We start from the raw sequence: 15679 nt of genomic DNA, 5'->3' as shown, positions 1-15679 counted from the left end.
GCCGTCGCGGCCCCGGTCCGGGACCTGAACAGGAGGTACGCCTGCTACGCGAAGTGTGGCCCTTCATCGACAGCGGTGGCCCAGCACGTTGACCACTCGGCCGTTGGGGTCGCGGACGAAGAACCGGCGCACTCCCCACTCCTCGTCCTGCAAGGGATGCACGATCTCCGCACCGCTCTCCCGCATGACCGCATAGGCCGCATCCACGTCGTCCACCTCGACGCTCATGTCGGGGGTGACTGATGCGGTTTTGTCGCTGGCAATGAAGCTGACCTGCGCTGCCGGACTGGACGGGGAAGCGAGCGTCATGATCCAGCCGAGGTTCATGACCTCCTCGAAGCCCAGCAGCCCATAGAACTCCCGGCTCTCCTGCACAGCCTCTGACTGGACGTTGGGCACGACACGGCGAACGGCCATCGACAACTCCAAGCGAGAATACGTGTCTCTGAGACTCCCGACGTCTACACGCCCTAGCAGCCGGGATAGGTGCCGAAGCTCCCGGCCGAACTCAGCGATGCGATGCGTCACTTTTGAACGCTGGTTCGGGAGGCGGCGGACAGTAGGGTGAGCGCCGCCTGGCGGGCATGCTCGGCCGCGCCGGCAGTGTCGTGATGTTCGGCGACGACGGTGGCGCCCTCGACCAGCATGAGCAGTTGCCACCCCAGCTTGTGTGGATCGGCGGCGCCAGCGCGTCTGGCGATGCCGGTCAGGAGTTCGAGGTAGCGGCCCAGGTGGCGGGCCGTGATGGCGCGCACGGCCTCGACGTGGTGCTGGGCGGCCGCGTTCAGGATGGCGCAGCCGCGGAAAGCCGGGTCGTCGTACCACTGCTGGAGGGCGCCGAACACCGCGGTGAGCTGGTCGGCGGGCTCGTGTGCGGCAGCCGCGATGGCTTCGGCCAGCCAGCTCGTCACCCGCTCACTGCGAGCCTCCAGCATGGCCTGCACAAGTTTGTCCTTGGTGCCGAAGTGCCGGTAGAGCGTCTCCTTGGACACTCCGATGCGGGCGCAGAGTCCGGCGACGCCGATGCCATCGAGCCCGTGCTCGTACAGCACTCGGGTGGCCGCTTCGAGGATGGTGGCGCGGGTGCGCTCGGGATCGATCGTCGAGCCCTTGGGGACTGGCATTCCACAGATGGTACCGCTCGGTTCGATCAACTGCTAGCATCCGAGATCGTACCGATCGGTTCGATCTTTGGAGTGTGTCATGTCCGACCTTCGTGTCACCGGCCCGCCGCCTGATCGCGGCTCTCCGATCGACCGACCCGCACCATGCGGTGGCGGCCAGGCGACCTCACTGACGCGAGACCAATGAGGCCACCAGCACGGCAGGCGTCATGGCAGGCGGCGCGGCTGGCACTCGGCACCGCCTCGGCGCTCGGACTGGCCCGCTTCGCTTACGGACTGCTCCTGCCGGCCATGCGAGACGACCTTCACTGGACCTTGGCGGAAGCCGGGGCGATAAGCACCGCCAACGGACTCGGCTACCTCCTCGGCGCGCTGGTGACCGCCATGATCGTGCGCCGCCTGGGCAGCGCCGCCGCATTCCGCTGGGGCATGGCCCTCACTGCACTGTCGCTGGCCGCCACCGCGGCCGGCGATGACTACCTGGCGTTGCTGGCCGCGCGAGCCGCGGCCGGAGCGGCCGGAGCGGTGGTGTTCATCACCGGCGGCGTGATCGCATCACGCATCGCCACCCGGGTCGCCTCCGGCGCGCCCATCACCATCTACTTCGCCGGCACCGGGCTGGGCATCGTCTTCAGCGGCGCGACCATCCCGCCGCTGGCCGATCAGTGGCACCTCGCCTGGGTCGGCCTGAGCGTCGCCGCCGCTCTGGCGACGCTGGCAAGCTGGACCGCCGCGCGTACCGGCGAGGAAGCGCCGGCCGCCACTGCCGGGCGAGCACGGGTGCGCCCGCTATGGGGAATCGCCCTGGCCTACCTGCTGTTCGCCGCCGGGTACATCACCTACATCACCTTCCTGTCCGCCTACCTCGCCGACCGGCACGCTCCGATCGCGCAGGTGGTGCTCACCTGGACGGCGCTTGGCCTGGCCGTCGTAGCGGCACCCGCGCTGTGGAGCCGCCCGGCCACGAACTGGCCCGGCACCCGGACCCTGGCCACCCTGCTCGGCGTCCTCGGCGGTGGAGCGGCACTGGCCCTGTCAGCGCCCACACCGCCGGTCATCCTCGCTTCCGCGCTCCTCTACGGGGCGACGTTCATGGGTGTTCCCGCCGCCGTCACCACGCTCATCAGGGGCAACACCGCACCCGCCGACTGGATCGCCACGCTGGCTGCCTTCACCACGCTGTTCGCGGCCGGGCAGACCGCCGGTCCCTGGATCGCCGGCATCGTCGCCGATCGGACCTCGACCGACGCCACCTTGGTCTGGACCGCGATCCTGTGCACCGCAGCGGCCTTGGTCGCCGCCACCGCGAGGCCGTCCGCGCCCCCGGCACCGCCGACCACGGCGCGCGACCCGATGGCACTCACACAGACACCTGATGCCGGACTCCGGTGATCTCGCGCCCGAGCTGACGCCCGCGGGCGACGACACCTCGGCCACTCTCAATAGCGCACGTCCAACAACGACAAGGAGCACTGCTGTGGCAACCTTCGTCCTCATCCCCGGCATGTGTCATGGCGGCTGGTGTTTCGAGGAACTCACCGAACAGCTACGCGGCCACGGACACCGCGTCCACCCGCTGACATTGACCGGACTCAGCGAACGCAGCCACCTGCTGCACGGCGGAGTGAACCTCGACACACACATCCAGGACGTGAGCGGCGTGCTGGCGGCCGAGAACATCCAGGACGCGGTGCTGGTCGGCCACAGCTACGGGGGAATGGTGATCACCGGCGTCGCCGACCGCGTACCCGAACGGGTGGACTGCCTGGTGTACCTGGATGCCGTCGTGCCCGAGCACGGAGACTCCTGCTGGAACCTGGTCTCCGACCAGGAGCGGCAATGGTACATGGACGTAGTGGAGACCGGCTACGCGACGCGGCCGCTGCCGTTCTTCGACGCACGGGCCACCCCTCACCCGCTCGCCTCGCTGATCCAACCGCTCCGGCTCACCGGCGACCTCGCGCACATCCGGCGCCGAGACTACGTCTACGCGGCGGGGTGGGACGGACAGTCCCCGTTCACCCCCGTCTTCGAACGCCTGCGTGAGGACCCCTCCTGGACGACCCACGCGCTGGACAGCGGGCACAACCTCATGCGCGACGCCCCGCAGCACCTGTTGAAGATCCTGCTCGAGGCCGTTGAACCCCGCGCGGCTACATGGTCGTGGCGGCGAGGAGGATGAGGATGAAGGTGAGGATTCCGGCCGCGGCGTGGAGGATCACGGGGAGGAGGGGGAAGCCTTGTTCGGCGCCGCGGGCGTGTCTGCCGGCGCCCAGCCAGCGGGTGAACATCACGAAGCCGAGCAGGGTGGCGAGGCAGAGCAGCCCGAGTGACAGCCAGATGTAGCCGCCGCGGGCGGTGAGGACGAAGGCCGCCCAGGCGGCGAGCGAGGTCACACCGAGCACCGGGTGCATGACGACCAGCACGGTCGGGAAGCGGGTCACCTTGGCCGTCTGCCGGCCTCCCGACAGCCAGAGGCACAGCAGGTAGATCCCGAACCCGGTGGTGACCAGCCACACCGCGACAGTGACCACTCGCACCAAGGTCCTCCCGATCCCCGAAGATTTTCTTCCCCACCTACATCTCCGGACGACCGCGTAACGCTACGCGCCCTATACCTCACATGTCGCTAATATGCTGAAGCGTTACTTCAAGGACGGCCGATCCCGCTCGCGTGCCGGGCACCGAGCCTGTGCCAAGGTAGAGAGCGTGCGACGCATCCTTCCCAGCTCAGCGGACGACGTCGACCTCGCCGAGGCCTACGCGTACCCCCGAGGCGAGTGGCTGCGCCTCAACATGGTCGCCGGTGTCGACGGGGGCGCCTGGCTGAAGGGCCTTTCCGAGGGCCTGTCCGGCAAGGGCGACCGCCGCGTCTTCGGAGTGCTGCGCGGCCTCGCCGACGTGGTGGTGGCCGGTGCCGCGACCGTACGCACCGAGGGGTACGGCCCCGCCCGCCCGCGCGCGTCGTGGGCGGAGCTGCGCCGGGGACGGCCGCTCGTCCCGCCCATCGCCGTCATCACGCGGCGGCTCGACCTCGACCTGGCCGGCCCGCTGTTCACCGAGGCGGAGCCGTACGCCAGGACGATCGTGATCACCACGGAGCGCGCGCCCAAGGACCGGCGCGACGAGGCCGCCAGGCACGCCGATGTGATCGTCGCGGGCGACGAGCGGGTCGACCTGCCCCTCGCCGTGGAGGCGCTGCGCGAGCGCGGGCTCGGCCGGGTGCTCTGCGAGGGCGGTCCGCGCGTCAACGCCCAGATGGCGGCGGCCGGGCTGGTGGACGAGCTCTGCCTGACGATCAGCCCGCTGCTGGCGGGCGGCGACGCGGCGCGCATCCTCAACGGCCCGGCCTCCAACATCCGGCTGAGCCTCGCACACGTCCTGGAGGAAGACGGCTTCCTCTTCTGCAAGTACGTACGGGAGCAGGCATGAACCTTCCCGCCCCACCCAACCTTCCACCCGAGATGAGCCTTCCGGTCGCTCCGCCCGTGGCGCCGATGCTGGCCAAGGCCGTCAAGGAGCTGCCGGCCCAGGACGGCACCCTGCTCTACGAGCCCAAGTGGGACGGCTTCCGCTGCGTCGTGTTCCGCGACGGCGACGACGTCTACCTGGGCAGCCGCAACGAGCGGCCGTTCAACCGCTACTTCCCCGAGCTGATCGAGGCGGTCAGGCGAGAGCTGCCCGAGCGGTGCGTGGTCGACGGCGAGATCGTGCTGCGGCGCGGCCAGATCCTCGACTTCGACGCCCTCCAGCAGCGCATCCACCCGGCGGCCTCGCGGGTGAGGCTGCTGGCGGAGCAGACCCCCGCGTCGTTCGTCGCCTTCGACCTGCTCGCCATCGGCGACGAGAGCCTGCTGGAGACCCCCTTCGGGGAGCGCCGCGCGCGTCTGGTCGACGCCCTGGCGGGCGCGGGCGACCGGGTACGGCTGACGCCGGTCACCGACAGCGACGAGCGGGCGGGCGAGTGGTTCGAGATGTTCGAGGGGGCCGGGCTCGACGGCATCATGGTCAAGCGCACCACCCAGCCGTACGAGCCCGACCGGCGCACGATGTTCAAGGTCAAGCACGAGCGCACGGCCGACTGCGTCGTGGCCGGGTACCGCGAGCACAAGTCCGGGCCGGTCGTCGGGTCGCTGCTGCTCGGGCTGTACGACTCGGCGGGCGTGCTGCACCACGTGGGGGTGGCGGCGTCGTTCCCGATGAAGCGCCGGGCCGAGCTGATCGACGAGCTGAAGCCGTACCTGCTGACCGACCTCGGCGACCACCCCTGGAGCTCGTGGATGTCGCAGGACGAGAGCACCACCCAGCGCATGCCGGGGGCGATCTCCCGCTGGAGCGCCGGGAAGAACCTCGCGTTCATCCCGCTCAGCCCCAAGCTGGTGGTGGAGGTCGCCTACGACCACATGGAGGGCAACCGGTTCCGGCACACCGCCCAGTTCCGCCGGTGGCGCACCGACCGCACGCCCGAGTCGTGCGACTACGAGCAGCTCGAACACCCCGTCGGCTACAACCTGGACGACATCCTCGCCCGCTGAGCACGCCCCGCGCCTGTGGCGAAGCGGCGGAAGGGACATGGGCGGCGGACCCATGTCCCTTCCTTCATGACCAGGCGTATCGGCTTGGTCTGGTTGCCGGATCAGTACCCCCTCACCGATGTCCTCTCGGACCTCTGGTGCTCGCTCCGCCTCTCCGACCGCTCGCTGCGCATCTCCGACCGCTCGCGCTCGCTGGGCCTCTCCATGCGATCGCGCTCCCTCGGACTCTCCATGCGATCGCGCTCCCTCGGCCTCTCCATCCGATCGCGCCTGGGCATCTCCGACCGCTCCCGCTCGCGCATCTCCGACCGCTCCCGCTCGCGCATCTCCGACCGCTCGCGCTCCCTGCGCGTCTCCGACTGCTCCCGCTCCCTGCGCCGCTCGGACCGCTCAAGGTCCCTGCGCAGCTCGGACCGCTCCCGCTCCCTGCGCCGCTCGGACCGCTCAAGGTCCCTGCGCAGCTCGGACCGCTCGCGCTCGGCGCGCCTCTCCGACCGCTCGCGCTCGGCGCGCCTCTCCGACCGGTCGCGGTCCCCGTCGTCGCGCGGCATGACACGGAATCCGGGTGCCGTCGCCAGCGTGCTCTGCTCGGTGCCGGCGACCACCGCCGTCACTGGGCTTGATGCGGCGGAGGCCTGTGCGGCTCCGGTGGTACAGAGCGCGAGCGAGAGGAACGCCGGACCAAGCAGCATCACGGATCGCTTGCCTACCATGGCCGACTCCTTTCCATGTCCGGGCCACCCGTAATGATCGTCGACGGTCCCAGGTGGCCGCTCTTGGCGTCGAACCACATGGTTTCCGGGGTCGCGCCACCGCGCCGTGACACCGACGTGACGATGGATGAGGCCGACGGGCGGGATCCGCTTCCACACCGGGCATATGACTCGGCGTTCGTCATTCCTCGACGTGGATGGCGAGTGCCGGGCATACGGCCGCGGCCTGGCGGACATCCTCGGCCAGGCCGGCCGGCGGGGTGGGGTTGAGCAGGACCACGATGCCGTCCTCGTCTCGCTGGTCGAACACGTCCATGGCGGCCGTCACGCACTGCCCTGAAGCGATGCACCTGTCCTGGTCGATGGTTATCTTCACGAAGACCCTTTTTGTTCGCTGTTGATGAGCTGCCGGTGACGTCACCAGGTCACGGGAAGCTCGTAGACGCCGTAGACCTGCCCGTCGTGCTTGAACGAGATCTGGTCCAGATCCGTCGCCAGGCGCAACGTGGGGATGCGCCGGTAAAGGGCGCTGTAGACGACCTGCAGCTCCATCCGGGCCAGCGGCTGGCCCAGGCACTGGTGCACTCCGAAACCGAAGGCCACGTGCAGGCGGGCGTCCCGGCGGACGTCCAGTTCGTCGGGGTCGGGGAAGGTCTCGGGATCGCGGTTGGCGATGTCGTTGGGCATGATCAGCCCGTCACCGGCGCGGATGACCTGGCCGGCGATCTCGATGTCCTCGAGCGCGACCCGGCGGCGTCCGCTGTGGGTGATGTTGAGATAGCGCAGCAGTTCCTCCACCGCTCCGGCGACCAGCTTCGGATCGTCGCTCTCGCGTCCCAGGCGCCGGCCAGGACCTGTTTGGACAGCGGCGGCCGATCGTAGGGCGGATGCGGCTCGGCGCCCAGGATGCTCAGGCCTCCCTGGTAGCCCCTGCGGCGCAGGGCCTCGGCGGTGGCCAGCCCGGCCGCTGAGGCGCCGACCACCACGACACCGAAGGGATCGTTCACACGCTCTCGCTCAGCTCGATGGCGGCCGCTGGGCAGACGGCGGCGGCTTCACGCACCCTCGCCCGCAGGTTCTCGGCGGGCTCCGCCGCCAGCAGGACCACGATGCCGTCGTCCTCGCGCTGGTCGAACACCTCTGGCACGAGCAGCACGCATTGGCCCGCGCCGCAGCACCTGCCCTCGTCCACGCTGATCTTCACTGTCCACGTCCTTCCTGCTTCAGGCAGGCGTGCACGTCCGGCGTCACGGGCGCCGACCACAGCCCGACGATCGCGTCGATCAGCCCGGTCGCGACGCCGTGCCAGCTGGAGCGGGGGGTCGGCCTGCCGTGGGCCAGGGCGCGTTCGTGCTCTGCGCACACGTGCACCATCAGGTGACTGGTCATGTCGCCGCGCTCGGCCCGCACCTCGACCGGCAGCGCGGGAAGGCAACGGTGCAGCCCGTCGACGATCCGCACGAGCGTGGGCGAGGTGAGAGCCTCGTCGATCATGATGTCGCGCAGTGCGGGGTCGGTCATCACCTGGGCGCCGAACCGGGCGAACCAGGTCGGGCTGCCCATGGCGGCCAGATGCTCGCAGACCGGACGCACCAGGCAGGCCACCCAGTCACGCACCTCGGCGGAGTCGCCGACCTCGGCCAGCATCCGCCCGCGGATGTGCTCGATCCGCTCGGCGTTCTTGCGCACGATCGCCCGCACCAGGTCCGCTTTCGTGCCGAAGTGGTAGCCGACCGCGGCGTTGTTGCCCTGCCCGGCGGCCTCACTGACCTGGCGGTTGGACACGGCGAACACCCCGTGCTCGGCGAACAGCCGCTCGGCCGCCTCCAGGATCTGCTCCCGCGTCGCGCTGGCCCGCTCGGCTCGCACGGTCCTGCCGCCCATGGTCACCACCGCACCGGAACTTCACGCAGCCCGCCGACGACCAGCCCGTCGAGGCGGCGCAGATCCTCCACCGCGACGGCCAGGTCCAGGGACGGTAGCCTGCGCACCAGCACCTCGAGCACGACCTGCAGCTCGGTGCGGGCCAGCGCCTGCCCAAGGCACGAGTGCGCTCCGGCGCCGAAGGCCAGGTGCGGGTTCGGGCTGCGGCCGAGATCCATGTCGCCCGCGCCGTCGAAGACGCTCTCGTCGCGGTTGGCCGCCGCCATGCTGCACACCACCGTCGTGCCGCGCGGCAGCAGCGTCCCCCCGATCTCGGTCTCCTCGCCCAGGTAGCGCGGCATGCCGAACCCCGAATTGGCGTCGAACCGCAGGGCCTCCTCCACCGCCGAGCGCACCAGTGACGGGTCGGCCACCAGCCGCTCCCAGCGCCGCCGGTCGGCCAGCAGCATGCCGGCCATCTTCCCGATCATGTTGGCCGTGGTCTCGTGCCCGGCCACCAGCAGAGCCATGCCGGTGGCCACCAGCTCCCCGTCGGACAACCCGCCGCCCTCTGCGCCGGTGCCCCTGATCAGCTCGCCGAGCAGATCGTCACCCGGCTCCGCCCGCTTGGCGGCCACGTGAGCGGCCATGTACTCCACGAACTCGGCCTGCGCCGCGTCGATCTCCGCCTGGCCGTACCGTGTCAGGTTGAGCAACGTGTCGGACCAGTAGGCGAAGCTGTCCCGGTCGGCGGCGGGGATCCCGAGCAGATCGCAGATCACGTACACCGGCAGCGGGAAACCCAGGCTCGCCTTGAGATCCGCCGGATGACCGAGCTCGACCATGTCGTCGACGAGCCGCTCGGCCATCGCCTCGATCACCGGGCGCAGCGCCGCCATCCGCTTGGCCGTGAACCACTTGCCGACCTGGCGCCGCCACCGCTGATGCCCCTCCCCGCCCTGCGGGATCGCCATCGCCATCTCGGTGTTGAACACGCCCCCCGACTCGCTGTCGGAGAGCCGGGCCGCGTCCTCCGCGTTCAGCTGCCGGGTGAACCGCGGATCGGACAGCACCCGCCTGACGTCTTCGTAGCGAGTCAGCAGCGACGCCTCATCACCGCTGGGCAGCTTCACTCGCGCCACCGGGCACCGCTGCCGCAGCCGCGCCCACTCCGCCGGTGGCTCCAGCGCCGCCTCACCGGGAATCGGGTAGTGCAGCACCTGCTCGCCGTCACCTTGGCTCACCACGACCTCCTCCGGACTGACTTTCAGCACCGCCAGTAAACCCAGCCTGTTAACTTTAAGTCAAGCGCTTGATTTAAATATCGAGCGGCATCGTGCACCTCAACCGCCCACGCCGGAGGCTTCAGCCTTGCTAGACGACCTTGCGGTACCTTCCCGAACGGCCGGCCCACCGCGGGCGAACACCATCGTGGTGGTGCTCGCCCTGGCCGGGATCGTGGTCTCGCTCATGCAGACCTTGGTGATTCCGCTGGTCCCCCAGTTACCCACGCTCGTCGGAGCCTCGGCGTCCGACACCACCTGGGCGGTCACCGCCACGCTCCTCGCGAGCGCGGTCGCGACGCTTCGGTCTGCCCGCGGCCGCCCTCCTGGCCGAACGCGCCGACTGGCACGCGCCGTTCTGGACGGCCGCGGGCCTCGGCGTCCTCGCCACCGTCCTGGTGCTGAGACTCGTACCGGAGTCGGCCGTCCGCACCGGAGGACGCTTCGACCTGGTGGGCGCGGCCGGATTGTCGATCGGGCTGCTCTGCCTGCTGGTGGCCATCTCCAAGGGCGCCGGCTGGGGCTGGGCCAGTGCCCGGACCCTGGGCCTGCTCGGCACGTCGGCCGCCGTGCTCCTGCTGTGGGGATGGTGGGAGCCGCGCACCGGCGAGCCGCTGGTGGACCTGCGCACCACCGCTCGCCGGCAGGTGCTGTTCACCAACCTCGCGTCCGCGGTGTTCGGGTTCGCGATGTTCGCGATGTCCCTGGTGCTCCCGCAGGTGCTGCAGTTGCCGAAGGCCACACCGGCTATGGCCTGGGAGAGACGATGCTCACCGTGGGCCTGGTGCTGGCGCCGTCCGGTCTGGTGATGATGGCCATGGCGCCGCTGTCCGCGCGTGTCTCGAAGGCCAAGGGCCCGAAGGTGACGCTGATGCTCGGCGCCGTCGTGGTCGCCGCCGGCCATGGCGTGAGCATCGCGCTGATGTCGGCCATCTGGCACCTCGTGCTCGTGTCCGCCGTGATCGGAGCCGGCATCGGCCTCGCGTACGGAGCCATGCCCGCCCTGGTCATGGCGGCCGTGCCGGTGTCGGAGACGGCCGCCGCCAACAGCCTCAACACGCTGATGCGGGCCATGGGGACCTCGATCTCCGGCGCGGTGGCCGGCGTCGTCCTGGCCCAGATGACCACCACGTTCGGCGCCGTCACCCTCCCGTCCGCGGACGGTTTCCGGGTGGTCATGGCCATCGGCGCCGGCGCGGCCCTCATCGCCCTGGTCTTCGCGTCCTTCCTCCCCCGCCGAAGCCCTGTCACGGCGACACCGCACACCACCGCCACGGCACCGGTCACGGGGAAGGCCATGCGCTGAGCCGCCGAAGGGACATGGGCGGTAACCCATGTCCCTTGTTCTTGCGACCAGGCGTATCCGCTCAGGTCCGCTGGTACCAGGTCAGTACCTCCTCATCTCCTGGCGGCCGCGCCGCTAGAACATGTCGCGGTCGTCCCGCATCTCCGACCGGCCGAACCGCTCGGACCTGCCGCGGTCGTCCCGCATCCGGTCGTCCCGCATCCGATCGTCCCGCATCCGATCGTCCCGCATCTCCGACCGACCGCGCCGCTCGGACCTGCCACGGTCGTCCCGCATCTCCGACCGGCCACGCCGCTCGGACCTGCCACGGTCGTCCCGCATCTCCGACCGGCCACGCCGCTCGGACCTACCGCGATCGTCCCGCATCTCCGACCGGCCACGCCGCTCGGACCTACCGCGATCGTCCCGCATCTCCGACCGGCCACGCCGCTCGGACCTGCCACGGTCGTCCCGCATCTCCGACCGGCCACGCCGCTCGGACCTACCGCGATCCCGCATCTCCGACCGACCGCGCCGCTCGGACCTGTCACGGTCGCCGTACCGGCCGCGGTCACCGTCGTCGCCTGGCATGACGCGGAGTCCCGCTGCCGTCGCGCCGTACTCGGCGCCGGCGACCACCGCCGTCGCCGGGCTCGGGACGGCAGAGGCCTGCGCGACTCCTGCGGTGGGCCAGAGCGCGAGCGAGACGAGTGCCGGACCGAGCAGTGTCAAAGGACGCTTGCCTACCATGTGCCGACTCCTTCTATGTCCTGGCCACCCGTAGTGGTCGTCGACCGTCCCGAGTGACCGTCCTGTCGTCGAACCACATGGTTTCCGGCACCGCGCCACCGCGTCGTGACACCGACGTGACGAGGGGGCGACGCCGCGACGCTTTCGAGGGCGGGCGACCGCGTTTCAACGGTGGACGATGGCGCGCAGGCCGGCGACGAGCTCACTCACGAGCGGTGTCGGGCGGAGTCCCAGCTCGGAGCCCAGAAGGTGCTCGTAGCGCTCGAAGTCGCGGAGCGCCTCGGCCTGGTTGCCTTCCGCGAGATGGGCGCGGATCAGCGCGGCGTGGGCACTCTCGCGCAGCGGCTCCGCCCGTACGGCCACGCCGGCGGCGGCGACCGCGTCGGCGAACCGGCCGGCCCTGATGAAGTCCTCGGCCAGGGCTTCCAGGGCGTGCAGGCGCAGCTGGTGCCACTCCTCGGCCTCGTGGACCACCCAGTCGTCGTACCAGCCGGGCAGCAGGTCGACCGACAGCGTCTCCACCGCGGCCGCGCTGAGGTCCTGTTCGGGCGTCGGGGTGCCCGGGTCGAGGATGCGCTTGGCCAGCGACCGGGCCTCGTCCACGTCGACCCCGGCGGCGGGCCTGAGGCGTACCTCGGTCGCGCCGATGTCGAGGATCTGCCGTCCGACCCCTTCGAGACGCGCAAGCGCCGACCGGAGGCTGGCGTACGCGCGCCGCTCGGGCCGGTCGGGCCACAGCGTGCCTGCCATCAGAGTCCTGGGCACGGCCTGGCCGCTGAGGGCGACGAACGACAGAAGGCGCTCGGATCCTCCCGAGACCGTCACCTGCTCGCCCCCGGCCAGCAGCCGGAAACCCCCCAGAAGGTCGACCCGCAGAACGGGCCGGTCGCCGCTCTCCATTGTTCTGCTGCCTCCCGCGTGGAAAGCGAGTCGTCTGGTAAGCAGCCCTCCCGTCGCCGTCTCTTCCCCGGCTATGTACCCGGTAGATGGCGATATGTCCCGTTTTATTGGGTCAGCATGCAGCCTGCCGGGTCGCCGGAGCGCTGACCTCCGTCACGCACGCGTCATGCTCCGGTGACGCTCGCTGCGTCACGCTCTCATTTGGCCGCCACCTTCGGCGGCACGAGAGGAGGTCGATCTCCATGAGGAGAAACGTCTTTGCAGCGCTCGCCCTGAGCGGCGCGCTCGTCGTACCCGCGACGCTCGCGTCGGCGGCCCTCGCTGCCACTCCTTCCGATGACCTGATCAAGGGCGGGTACGAGTCCCTGGCGTCGTGCCAGAGCGCCCTCCCCGACATAAAGGAGCAGCAGTCCTCCATCGAGACGTCACTCGCCTGCAAGGCGTACACCGAGCCGTCGTCCGCCAAGATGTGGGGCGTCTACACCGCGGAGACGACGACCGAGCAGACCCCGGTCACCGAGTCGTAGCGGCCCTCGGCCGGCCGGCGACGCCCCGGGCTACGACGGGGTGAGCGACCGGGCCGGCGTGCACTGAGCACCGCCCGGCGAGCGGGGCGGCACGTGCCCCCCAGGCACGTGCCGCCCCGTTCCCGCGTGCGCGGCCGTCAGGCCTTCCGCCCGAGCCCGCAGAACTCGTCCACCTCGCGGACGAACTGGCTCTCGTGGGGGTCCGGCCGCCAGCTGGGGCAGGAGACCACGCCCGGCTCGACGAGCTCCAGGCCGTCGAAAAAGCCGCTGATCTGCTCCGGGGAGCGAAGGTTGTAGGGGACCGAGCCGCTGGCGTTCCAGATGGCGATCGCCGCCTCGAACTCCGGCCCTCGCACGACGTTGGTGCCGTCGGCGATCGCCAGGTAGCTGCCGGAGGGCAGGGCGTCGGTCAGGCGCTTGACGATGGAGCGCGCCTCCTCGATGTCGGAGACGTGACCGAGGATGTTCAGCAGCATCAGGGCCACCGGCCGGCCGAAGTCCAGAGTGGTGCGGCCCGCGGCTTCCAGGATCGTTTCGGGGTCGCGCAGGTCGGCGTCGATGTACTGGGTGACGCCTTCCGGCGCGCTGACGAGCAGGGCGCGGGCGTGCGTCAGCACCACCGGGTCGTTGTCGACGTAGACGATGCGGGACTCCGGAGCGATCCGCTGGGCGACCTCGTGGGTGTTGTCCTGGGTCGGCAGCCCGGTGCCGATGTCCAGGAACTGGCGGACACCCGCCTCCGCGGCCAGATAGGTCACCGCGCGCGACAGGAACGTCCGTGAGCTGCGAGCGATCTCCACGATGTCGGGGAAGACCTCGCGGAACTGGTCGCCGACCTCGCGATCGACCTGGTAGTTGTCCTTGCCCCCGAGCCAGTAGTTCCAGATCCGTGGCGAGTGGGAGACCGTGGTGTCGATCTTTTGCGGCTCGCCGGGCGGCAACGAGCTTTCGGTCACGGGGCGCTCCTGTCGGAGGTGGGACGACTGGAACTCCAAATTAATTGGCAAAACCGTCATTCCACAGCAGTAACCAATCTTGATCATAAACCGTGATATGTCAGGCCGGATGACGCCCGGCCGATGACCGAATCGCACGGCTTCCCGGATGTTGTTGAGCAAGCGTACGCTTGGTTAGATCCGGTACGGCCGACGCGGGAGTTGAGGATGGCGGAGAGCATCGCGGAGTACCGCAACCTGATCGGGGGCGCGCTGGCACCCGCCGCGGACGGCCGCACGCTGGACTCGGTCAACCCGGCGACCGGCGAGGTCTGGGCACGGATCCCCGCGAGCGGCCGGGCCGACGCGGACGCCGCCGTCGCCGCCGCGAGGAAGGCGTTCCCCGGCTGGTCGGCGATGCCCGCCCTCGGGCGCGCCGGCTTCCTGCGCGAGGTGGCCGAGGTCTTCGCGGCCAACGCCGACGAGCTGGCCCGGATCGAGACGCGCGACAACGGCCGCATCCTGCGCGACACCCTGAAGAAGGACCTGCCCGGCATGACGTACCTGTGGCGGATCGCCGCGGGAGACGTCCTCGACGCCGTGAAGGGCGACACGGTCATCCTCGGCCCCGACACGCTCGGCCTCACCCGGCGCGAGCCGTACGGCGTGGTGCTGGGCATCATCCCGTGGAACTCCCCCATCTCGACGTTCTCGGCCAAGGCCGCGTACGCGCTGGCCGCCGGGAACACCGTGATCGTCAAACCCGCCGAGCAGGCGTGCGCGTCCGTGCTGCGGCTCGGCGAGCTGCTGGCGGACGTGCTGCCGCCCGGAGTGCTGAACATCGTCAGCGGGCTCGGCGAGGAGGCCGGCGACGCGCTGGTACGGCACCGGGGGGTCGCCAAGATCAGCCTGACCGGCTCCACCCAGACGGGCCAGGCCATCACGCGGGCCAGCGCCGACTCGCTGAAGCCGCTCACCTTCGAGCTCGGCGGCAAGTCCCCCAACATCGTGTTCGCGGACGCCGACCTGGACGCCGCCGCCCAGGGCGTAACGGTCAACTCCGTCTACACGGGCAACGCCGGGCAGGTGTGCGTCGCGGGCTCGCGCATCCTGATCCAGCGGCCCGTCTGGGACGAGATGATCGAGCGCGTCGCCTCCGTCGCCGCCGGCCTCACGCTGGCCGACCCGCTCGACCTCTCGACGACGATGGGCCCGATCGTGTCGGCGGGCCAGTACGAGCGGGTCACCGGATACCTGGAGATCGCCGAGAAGGAGGGCGCCGAGCTGGTCTTCGGCGGCACCTGCGGCGCCTCCGTGGTCCCCTCGATGCCAGGCGGCTACTGGGTGGCCCCGACGCTCTACACCACCACCGACAACTCGCTCCGCGTGTGCCAGGAGGAGATCTTCGGCCCGGTCGCGGTGGCCATCCCCTTCGACACCGACGAGGAGGCGCTGGCCATCTCCAACGACTCCTCCTACGGCCTCGCCGCCGGGGTCTGGACCCGCGACCTCGGCCGGGCGCACCGGTTCGTCCGCGACCTGCAGAGCGGCACGGTCTGGGTCAACACCTTCCGCCAGATGCCTCCCGGGCTGCCGTTCGGCGGCGTCAAGGACAGCGGCTACGGCCACGACTCCGTCCTCGCGTACACGCGGGAGAAGGCCGCGATCATCCAGACCTGACGGCCGGGTCATCGAGCACGCACCGGGGAGCCAGGAGTGACCATGTCCACGAAGTTCACGCCATCCGCACGGCAGGCCATGGCC

Annotated in this window: 18 protein-coding genes and 2 pseudogenes; 7 read left to right on the top strand and 13 right to left on the bottom strand. The window is 70.4% G+C overall.

The window, feature by feature from the left end; translation table 11 throughout:
• Positions 1–63 precede the first annotated feature (63 nt).
• Together OG589_RS04915 and OG589_RS04910 are read right to left on the bottom strand one after the other, a co-directional pair.
• Positions 64–417 (bottom strand): VOC family protein, encoded by a 354-nt coding sequence (locus OG589_RS04915; RefSeq protein WP_405146538.1) that lies wholly within the window; start codon positions 415–417, stop codon positions 64–66.
• Positions 418–524: 107 nt separating this feature from the next.
• Entirely contained in the window at positions 525–1124 is a 600-nt protein-coding gene (locus OG589_RS04910) for a TetR/AcrR family transcriptional regulator (RefSeq protein WP_405146536.1), read from the bottom strand.
• Positions 1125–1307: 183 nt separating this feature from the next.
• Between OG589_RS04910 and OG589_RS04905 the strand changes: the two genes are divergently transcribed.
• On the top strand, positions 1308–2516 hold the full coding sequence (locus OG589_RS04905) for a YbfB/YjiJ family MFS transporter (RefSeq protein ID WP_405146534.1): 1209 nt from the start codon (positions 1308–1310) through the stop codon (positions 2514–2516).
• Between the two features lie 85 nt (positions 2517–2601).
• A complete protein-coding gene (locus tag OG589_RS04900) occupies positions 2602–3306 on the top strand; it encodes an alpha/beta fold hydrolase (RefSeq protein ID WP_405146533.1) in 705 nt (234 codons plus the stop codon).
• Here OG589_RS04900 and OG589_RS04895 read toward each other — a convergent pair.
• Positions 3278–3664 carry a hypothetical protein gene (locus OG589_RS04895; protein ID WP_405146531.1) on the bottom strand — a complete coding sequence of 129 codons (387 nt, stop codon included), beginning with the start codon at positions 3662–3664 and terminating at the stop codon, positions 3278–3280. The genes OG589_RS04900 and OG589_RS04895 overlap by 29 nt on opposite strands.
• Positions 3665–3833: 169 nt before the next feature.
• On the opposite strand from OG589_RS04895, the gene OG589_RS04890 reads away from it, so the two are divergent.
• Positions 3834–4556: a pyrimidine reductase family protein gene (locus tag OG589_RS04890; RefSeq protein WP_405146529.1), complete on the top strand. Its 723-nt coding sequence runs from the start codon at positions 3834–3836 to the stop codon at positions 4554–4556.
• 32 nt (positions 4557–4588) lie between these two features.
• Positions 4589–5659: an ATP-dependent DNA ligase gene (locus tag OG589_RS04885; RefSeq protein ID WP_405151958.1), complete on the top strand. Its 1071-nt coding sequence runs from the start codon at positions 4589–4591 to the stop codon at positions 5657–5659.
• A 101-nt stretch (positions 5660–5760) separates the two neighbouring features.
• Here OG589_RS04885 and OG589_RS04880 read toward each other — a convergent pair whose 3' ends face one another.
• From OG589_RS04880 to OG589_RS04850, 7 genes and pseudogenes are all read right to left on the bottom strand, one after another.
• On the bottom strand, positions 5761–6372 hold the full coding sequence (locus OG589_RS04880) for a hypothetical protein (RefSeq protein WP_405146527.1): 612 nt from the start codon (positions 6370–6372) through the stop codon (positions 5761–5763).
• Between the two features lie 181 nt (positions 6373–6553).
• Positions 6554–6748, bottom strand: coding sequence for a ferredoxin (locus OG589_RS04875; protein ID WP_405146525.1), 195 nt, complete (start codon positions 6746–6748; stop codon positions 6554–6556).
• Between the two features lie 41 nt (positions 6749–6789).
• Positions 6790–7170, bottom strand: coding sequence for a cytochrome P450 (locus OG589_RS04870; protein WP_405146524.1), 381 nt, complete (start codon positions 7168–7170; stop codon positions 6790–6792).
• Positions 7171–7211: 41 nt separating this feature from the next.
• Positions 7212–7379: pseudogene (locus OG589_RS04865) on the bottom strand (FAD-dependent oxidoreductase); the annotation flags it as partial.
• On the bottom strand, positions 7376–7576 hold the full coding sequence (locus OG589_RS04860; protein ID WP_405146522.1) for a ferredoxin: 201 nt from the start codon (positions 7574–7576) through the stop codon (positions 7376–7378). The gene OG589_RS04860 and the pseudogene OG589_RS04865, both read right to left, overlap by 4 nt.
• Positions 7573–8256 (bottom strand): TetR/AcrR family transcriptional regulator, encoded by a 684-nt coding sequence (locus OG589_RS04855; RefSeq protein WP_405146520.1) that lies wholly within the window; start codon positions 8254–8256, stop codon positions 7573–7575. Before OG589_RS04855 ends, OG589_RS04860 begins: the two co-directional genes overlap by 4 nt.
• A gap of 2 nt (positions 8257–8258) precedes the next feature.
• Entirely contained in the window at positions 8259–9479 is a 1221-nt protein-coding gene (locus OG589_RS04850; RefSeq protein WP_405146518.1) for a cytochrome P450, read from the bottom strand.
• Positions 9480–9705: 226 nt separating this feature from the next.
• On the opposite strand from OG589_RS04850, the pseudogene OG589_RS04845 reads away from it, so the two are divergent.
• A pseudogene (locus tag OG589_RS04845) lies at positions 9706–10824 on the top strand (MFS transporter).
• 114 nt (positions 10825–10938) lie between these two features.
• Here the strand turns inward: OG589_RS04845 and OG589_RS04840 are convergent.
• Both OG589_RS04840 and OG589_RS04835 read right to left on the bottom strand, forming a co-directional pair.
• Complete coding sequence (locus OG589_RS04840) at positions 10939–11553, bottom strand: hypothetical protein (protein WP_405146517.1); 615 nt, start codon at positions 11551–11553, stop codon at positions 10939–10941.
• A gap of 165 nt (positions 11554–11718) precedes the next feature.
• Positions 11719–12453 carry a BTAD domain-containing putative transcriptional regulator gene (locus tag OG589_RS04835; RefSeq protein WP_405146515.1) on the bottom strand — a complete coding sequence of 245 codons (735 nt, stop codon included), beginning with the start codon at positions 12451–12453 and terminating at the stop codon, positions 11719–11721.
• 242 nt (positions 12454–12695) lie between these two features.
• Between OG589_RS04835 and OG589_RS04830 the strand changes: the two genes are divergently transcribed.
• Positions 12696–12980: a hypothetical protein gene (locus OG589_RS04830; protein WP_405146514.1), complete on the top strand. Its 285-nt coding sequence runs from the start codon at positions 12696–12698 to the stop codon at positions 12978–12980.
• A 137-nt stretch (positions 12981–13117) separates the two neighbouring features.
• Here the strand turns inward: OG589_RS04830 and OG589_RS04825 are convergent, their stop codons facing one another.
• Positions 13118–13936 (bottom strand): SAM-dependent methyltransferase, encoded by an 819-nt coding sequence (locus OG589_RS04825; RefSeq protein WP_405146512.1) that lies wholly within the window; start codon positions 13934–13936, stop codon positions 13118–13120.
• Positions 13937–14143: 207 nt separating this feature from the next.
• Here OG589_RS04825 and OG589_RS04820 point away from each other — a divergent pair, with 207 nt between their 5' ends.
• A complete protein-coding gene (locus OG589_RS04820) occupies positions 14144–15595 on the top strand; it encodes an aldehyde dehydrogenase family protein (RefSeq protein WP_405146510.1) in 1452 nt (483 codons plus the stop codon).
• The last annotated feature ends 84 nt before the right edge of the window (positions 15596–15679 follow it).

Origin of the sequence: Sphaerisporangium sp. NBC_01403 (genome assembly GCF_045040145.1) — a bacterium.
Classification (GTDB): domain Bacteria; phylum Actinomycetota; class Actinomycetes; order Streptosporangiales; family Streptosporangiaceae; genus Sphaerisporangium; species Sphaerisporangium viridialbum.
The sequence above is the reverse complement of the archived record's forward strand: the minus strand, read 5'-3'. Positions and strand labels throughout refer to the sequence as shown.

What these genes read in the sequence shown, in the direction of transcription:
- OG589_RS04910 (WP_405146536.1), bottom strand. Translation starts at nt 1,124, where the DNA reads ATGCCAGTCCCCAAGGGCTCGACGATCGATCCCGAGCGCACCCGCGCC.
- OG589_RS04830 (WP_405146514.1), top strand. Translation starts at nt 12,696, where the DNA reads ATGAGGAGAAACGTCTTTGCAGCGCTCGCCCTGAGCGGCGCGCTCGTC.
- OG589_RS04915 (WP_405146538.1), bottom strand. Translation starts at nt 417, where the DNA reads ATGGCCGTTCGCCGTGTCGTGCCCAACGTCCAGTCAGAGGCTGTGCAG.
- OG589_RS04885 (WP_405151958.1), top strand. Translation starts at nt 4,589, where the DNA reads ATGAGCCTTCCGGTCGCTCCGCCCGTGGCGCCGATGCTGGCCAAGGCC.
- OG589_RS04835 (WP_405146515.1), bottom strand. Translation starts at nt 12,453, where the DNA reads ATGGAGAGCGGCGACCGGCCCGTTCTGCGGGTCGACCTTCTGGGGGGT.
- OG589_RS04905 (WP_405146534.1), top strand. Translation starts at nt 1,308, where the DNA reads ATGAGGCCACCAGCACGGCAGGCGTCATGGCAGGCGGCGCGGCTGGCA.
- OG589_RS04820 (WP_405146510.1), top strand. Translation starts at nt 14,144, where the DNA reads ATGGCGGAGAGCATCGCGGAGTACCGCAACCTGATCGGGGGCGCGCTG.
- OG589_RS04880 (WP_405146527.1), bottom strand. Translation starts at nt 6,372, where the DNA reads ATGGTAGGCAAGCGATCCGTGATGCTGCTTGGTCCGGCGTTCCTCTCG.
- OG589_RS04855 (WP_405146520.1), bottom strand. Translation starts at nt 8,256, where the DNA reads ATGGGCGGCAGGACCGTGCGAGCCGAGCGGGCCAGCGCGACGCGGGAG.
- OG589_RS04840 (WP_405146517.1), bottom strand. Translation starts at nt 11,553, where the DNA reads ATGGTAGGCAAGCGTCCTTTGACACTGCTCGGTCCGGCACTCGTCTCG.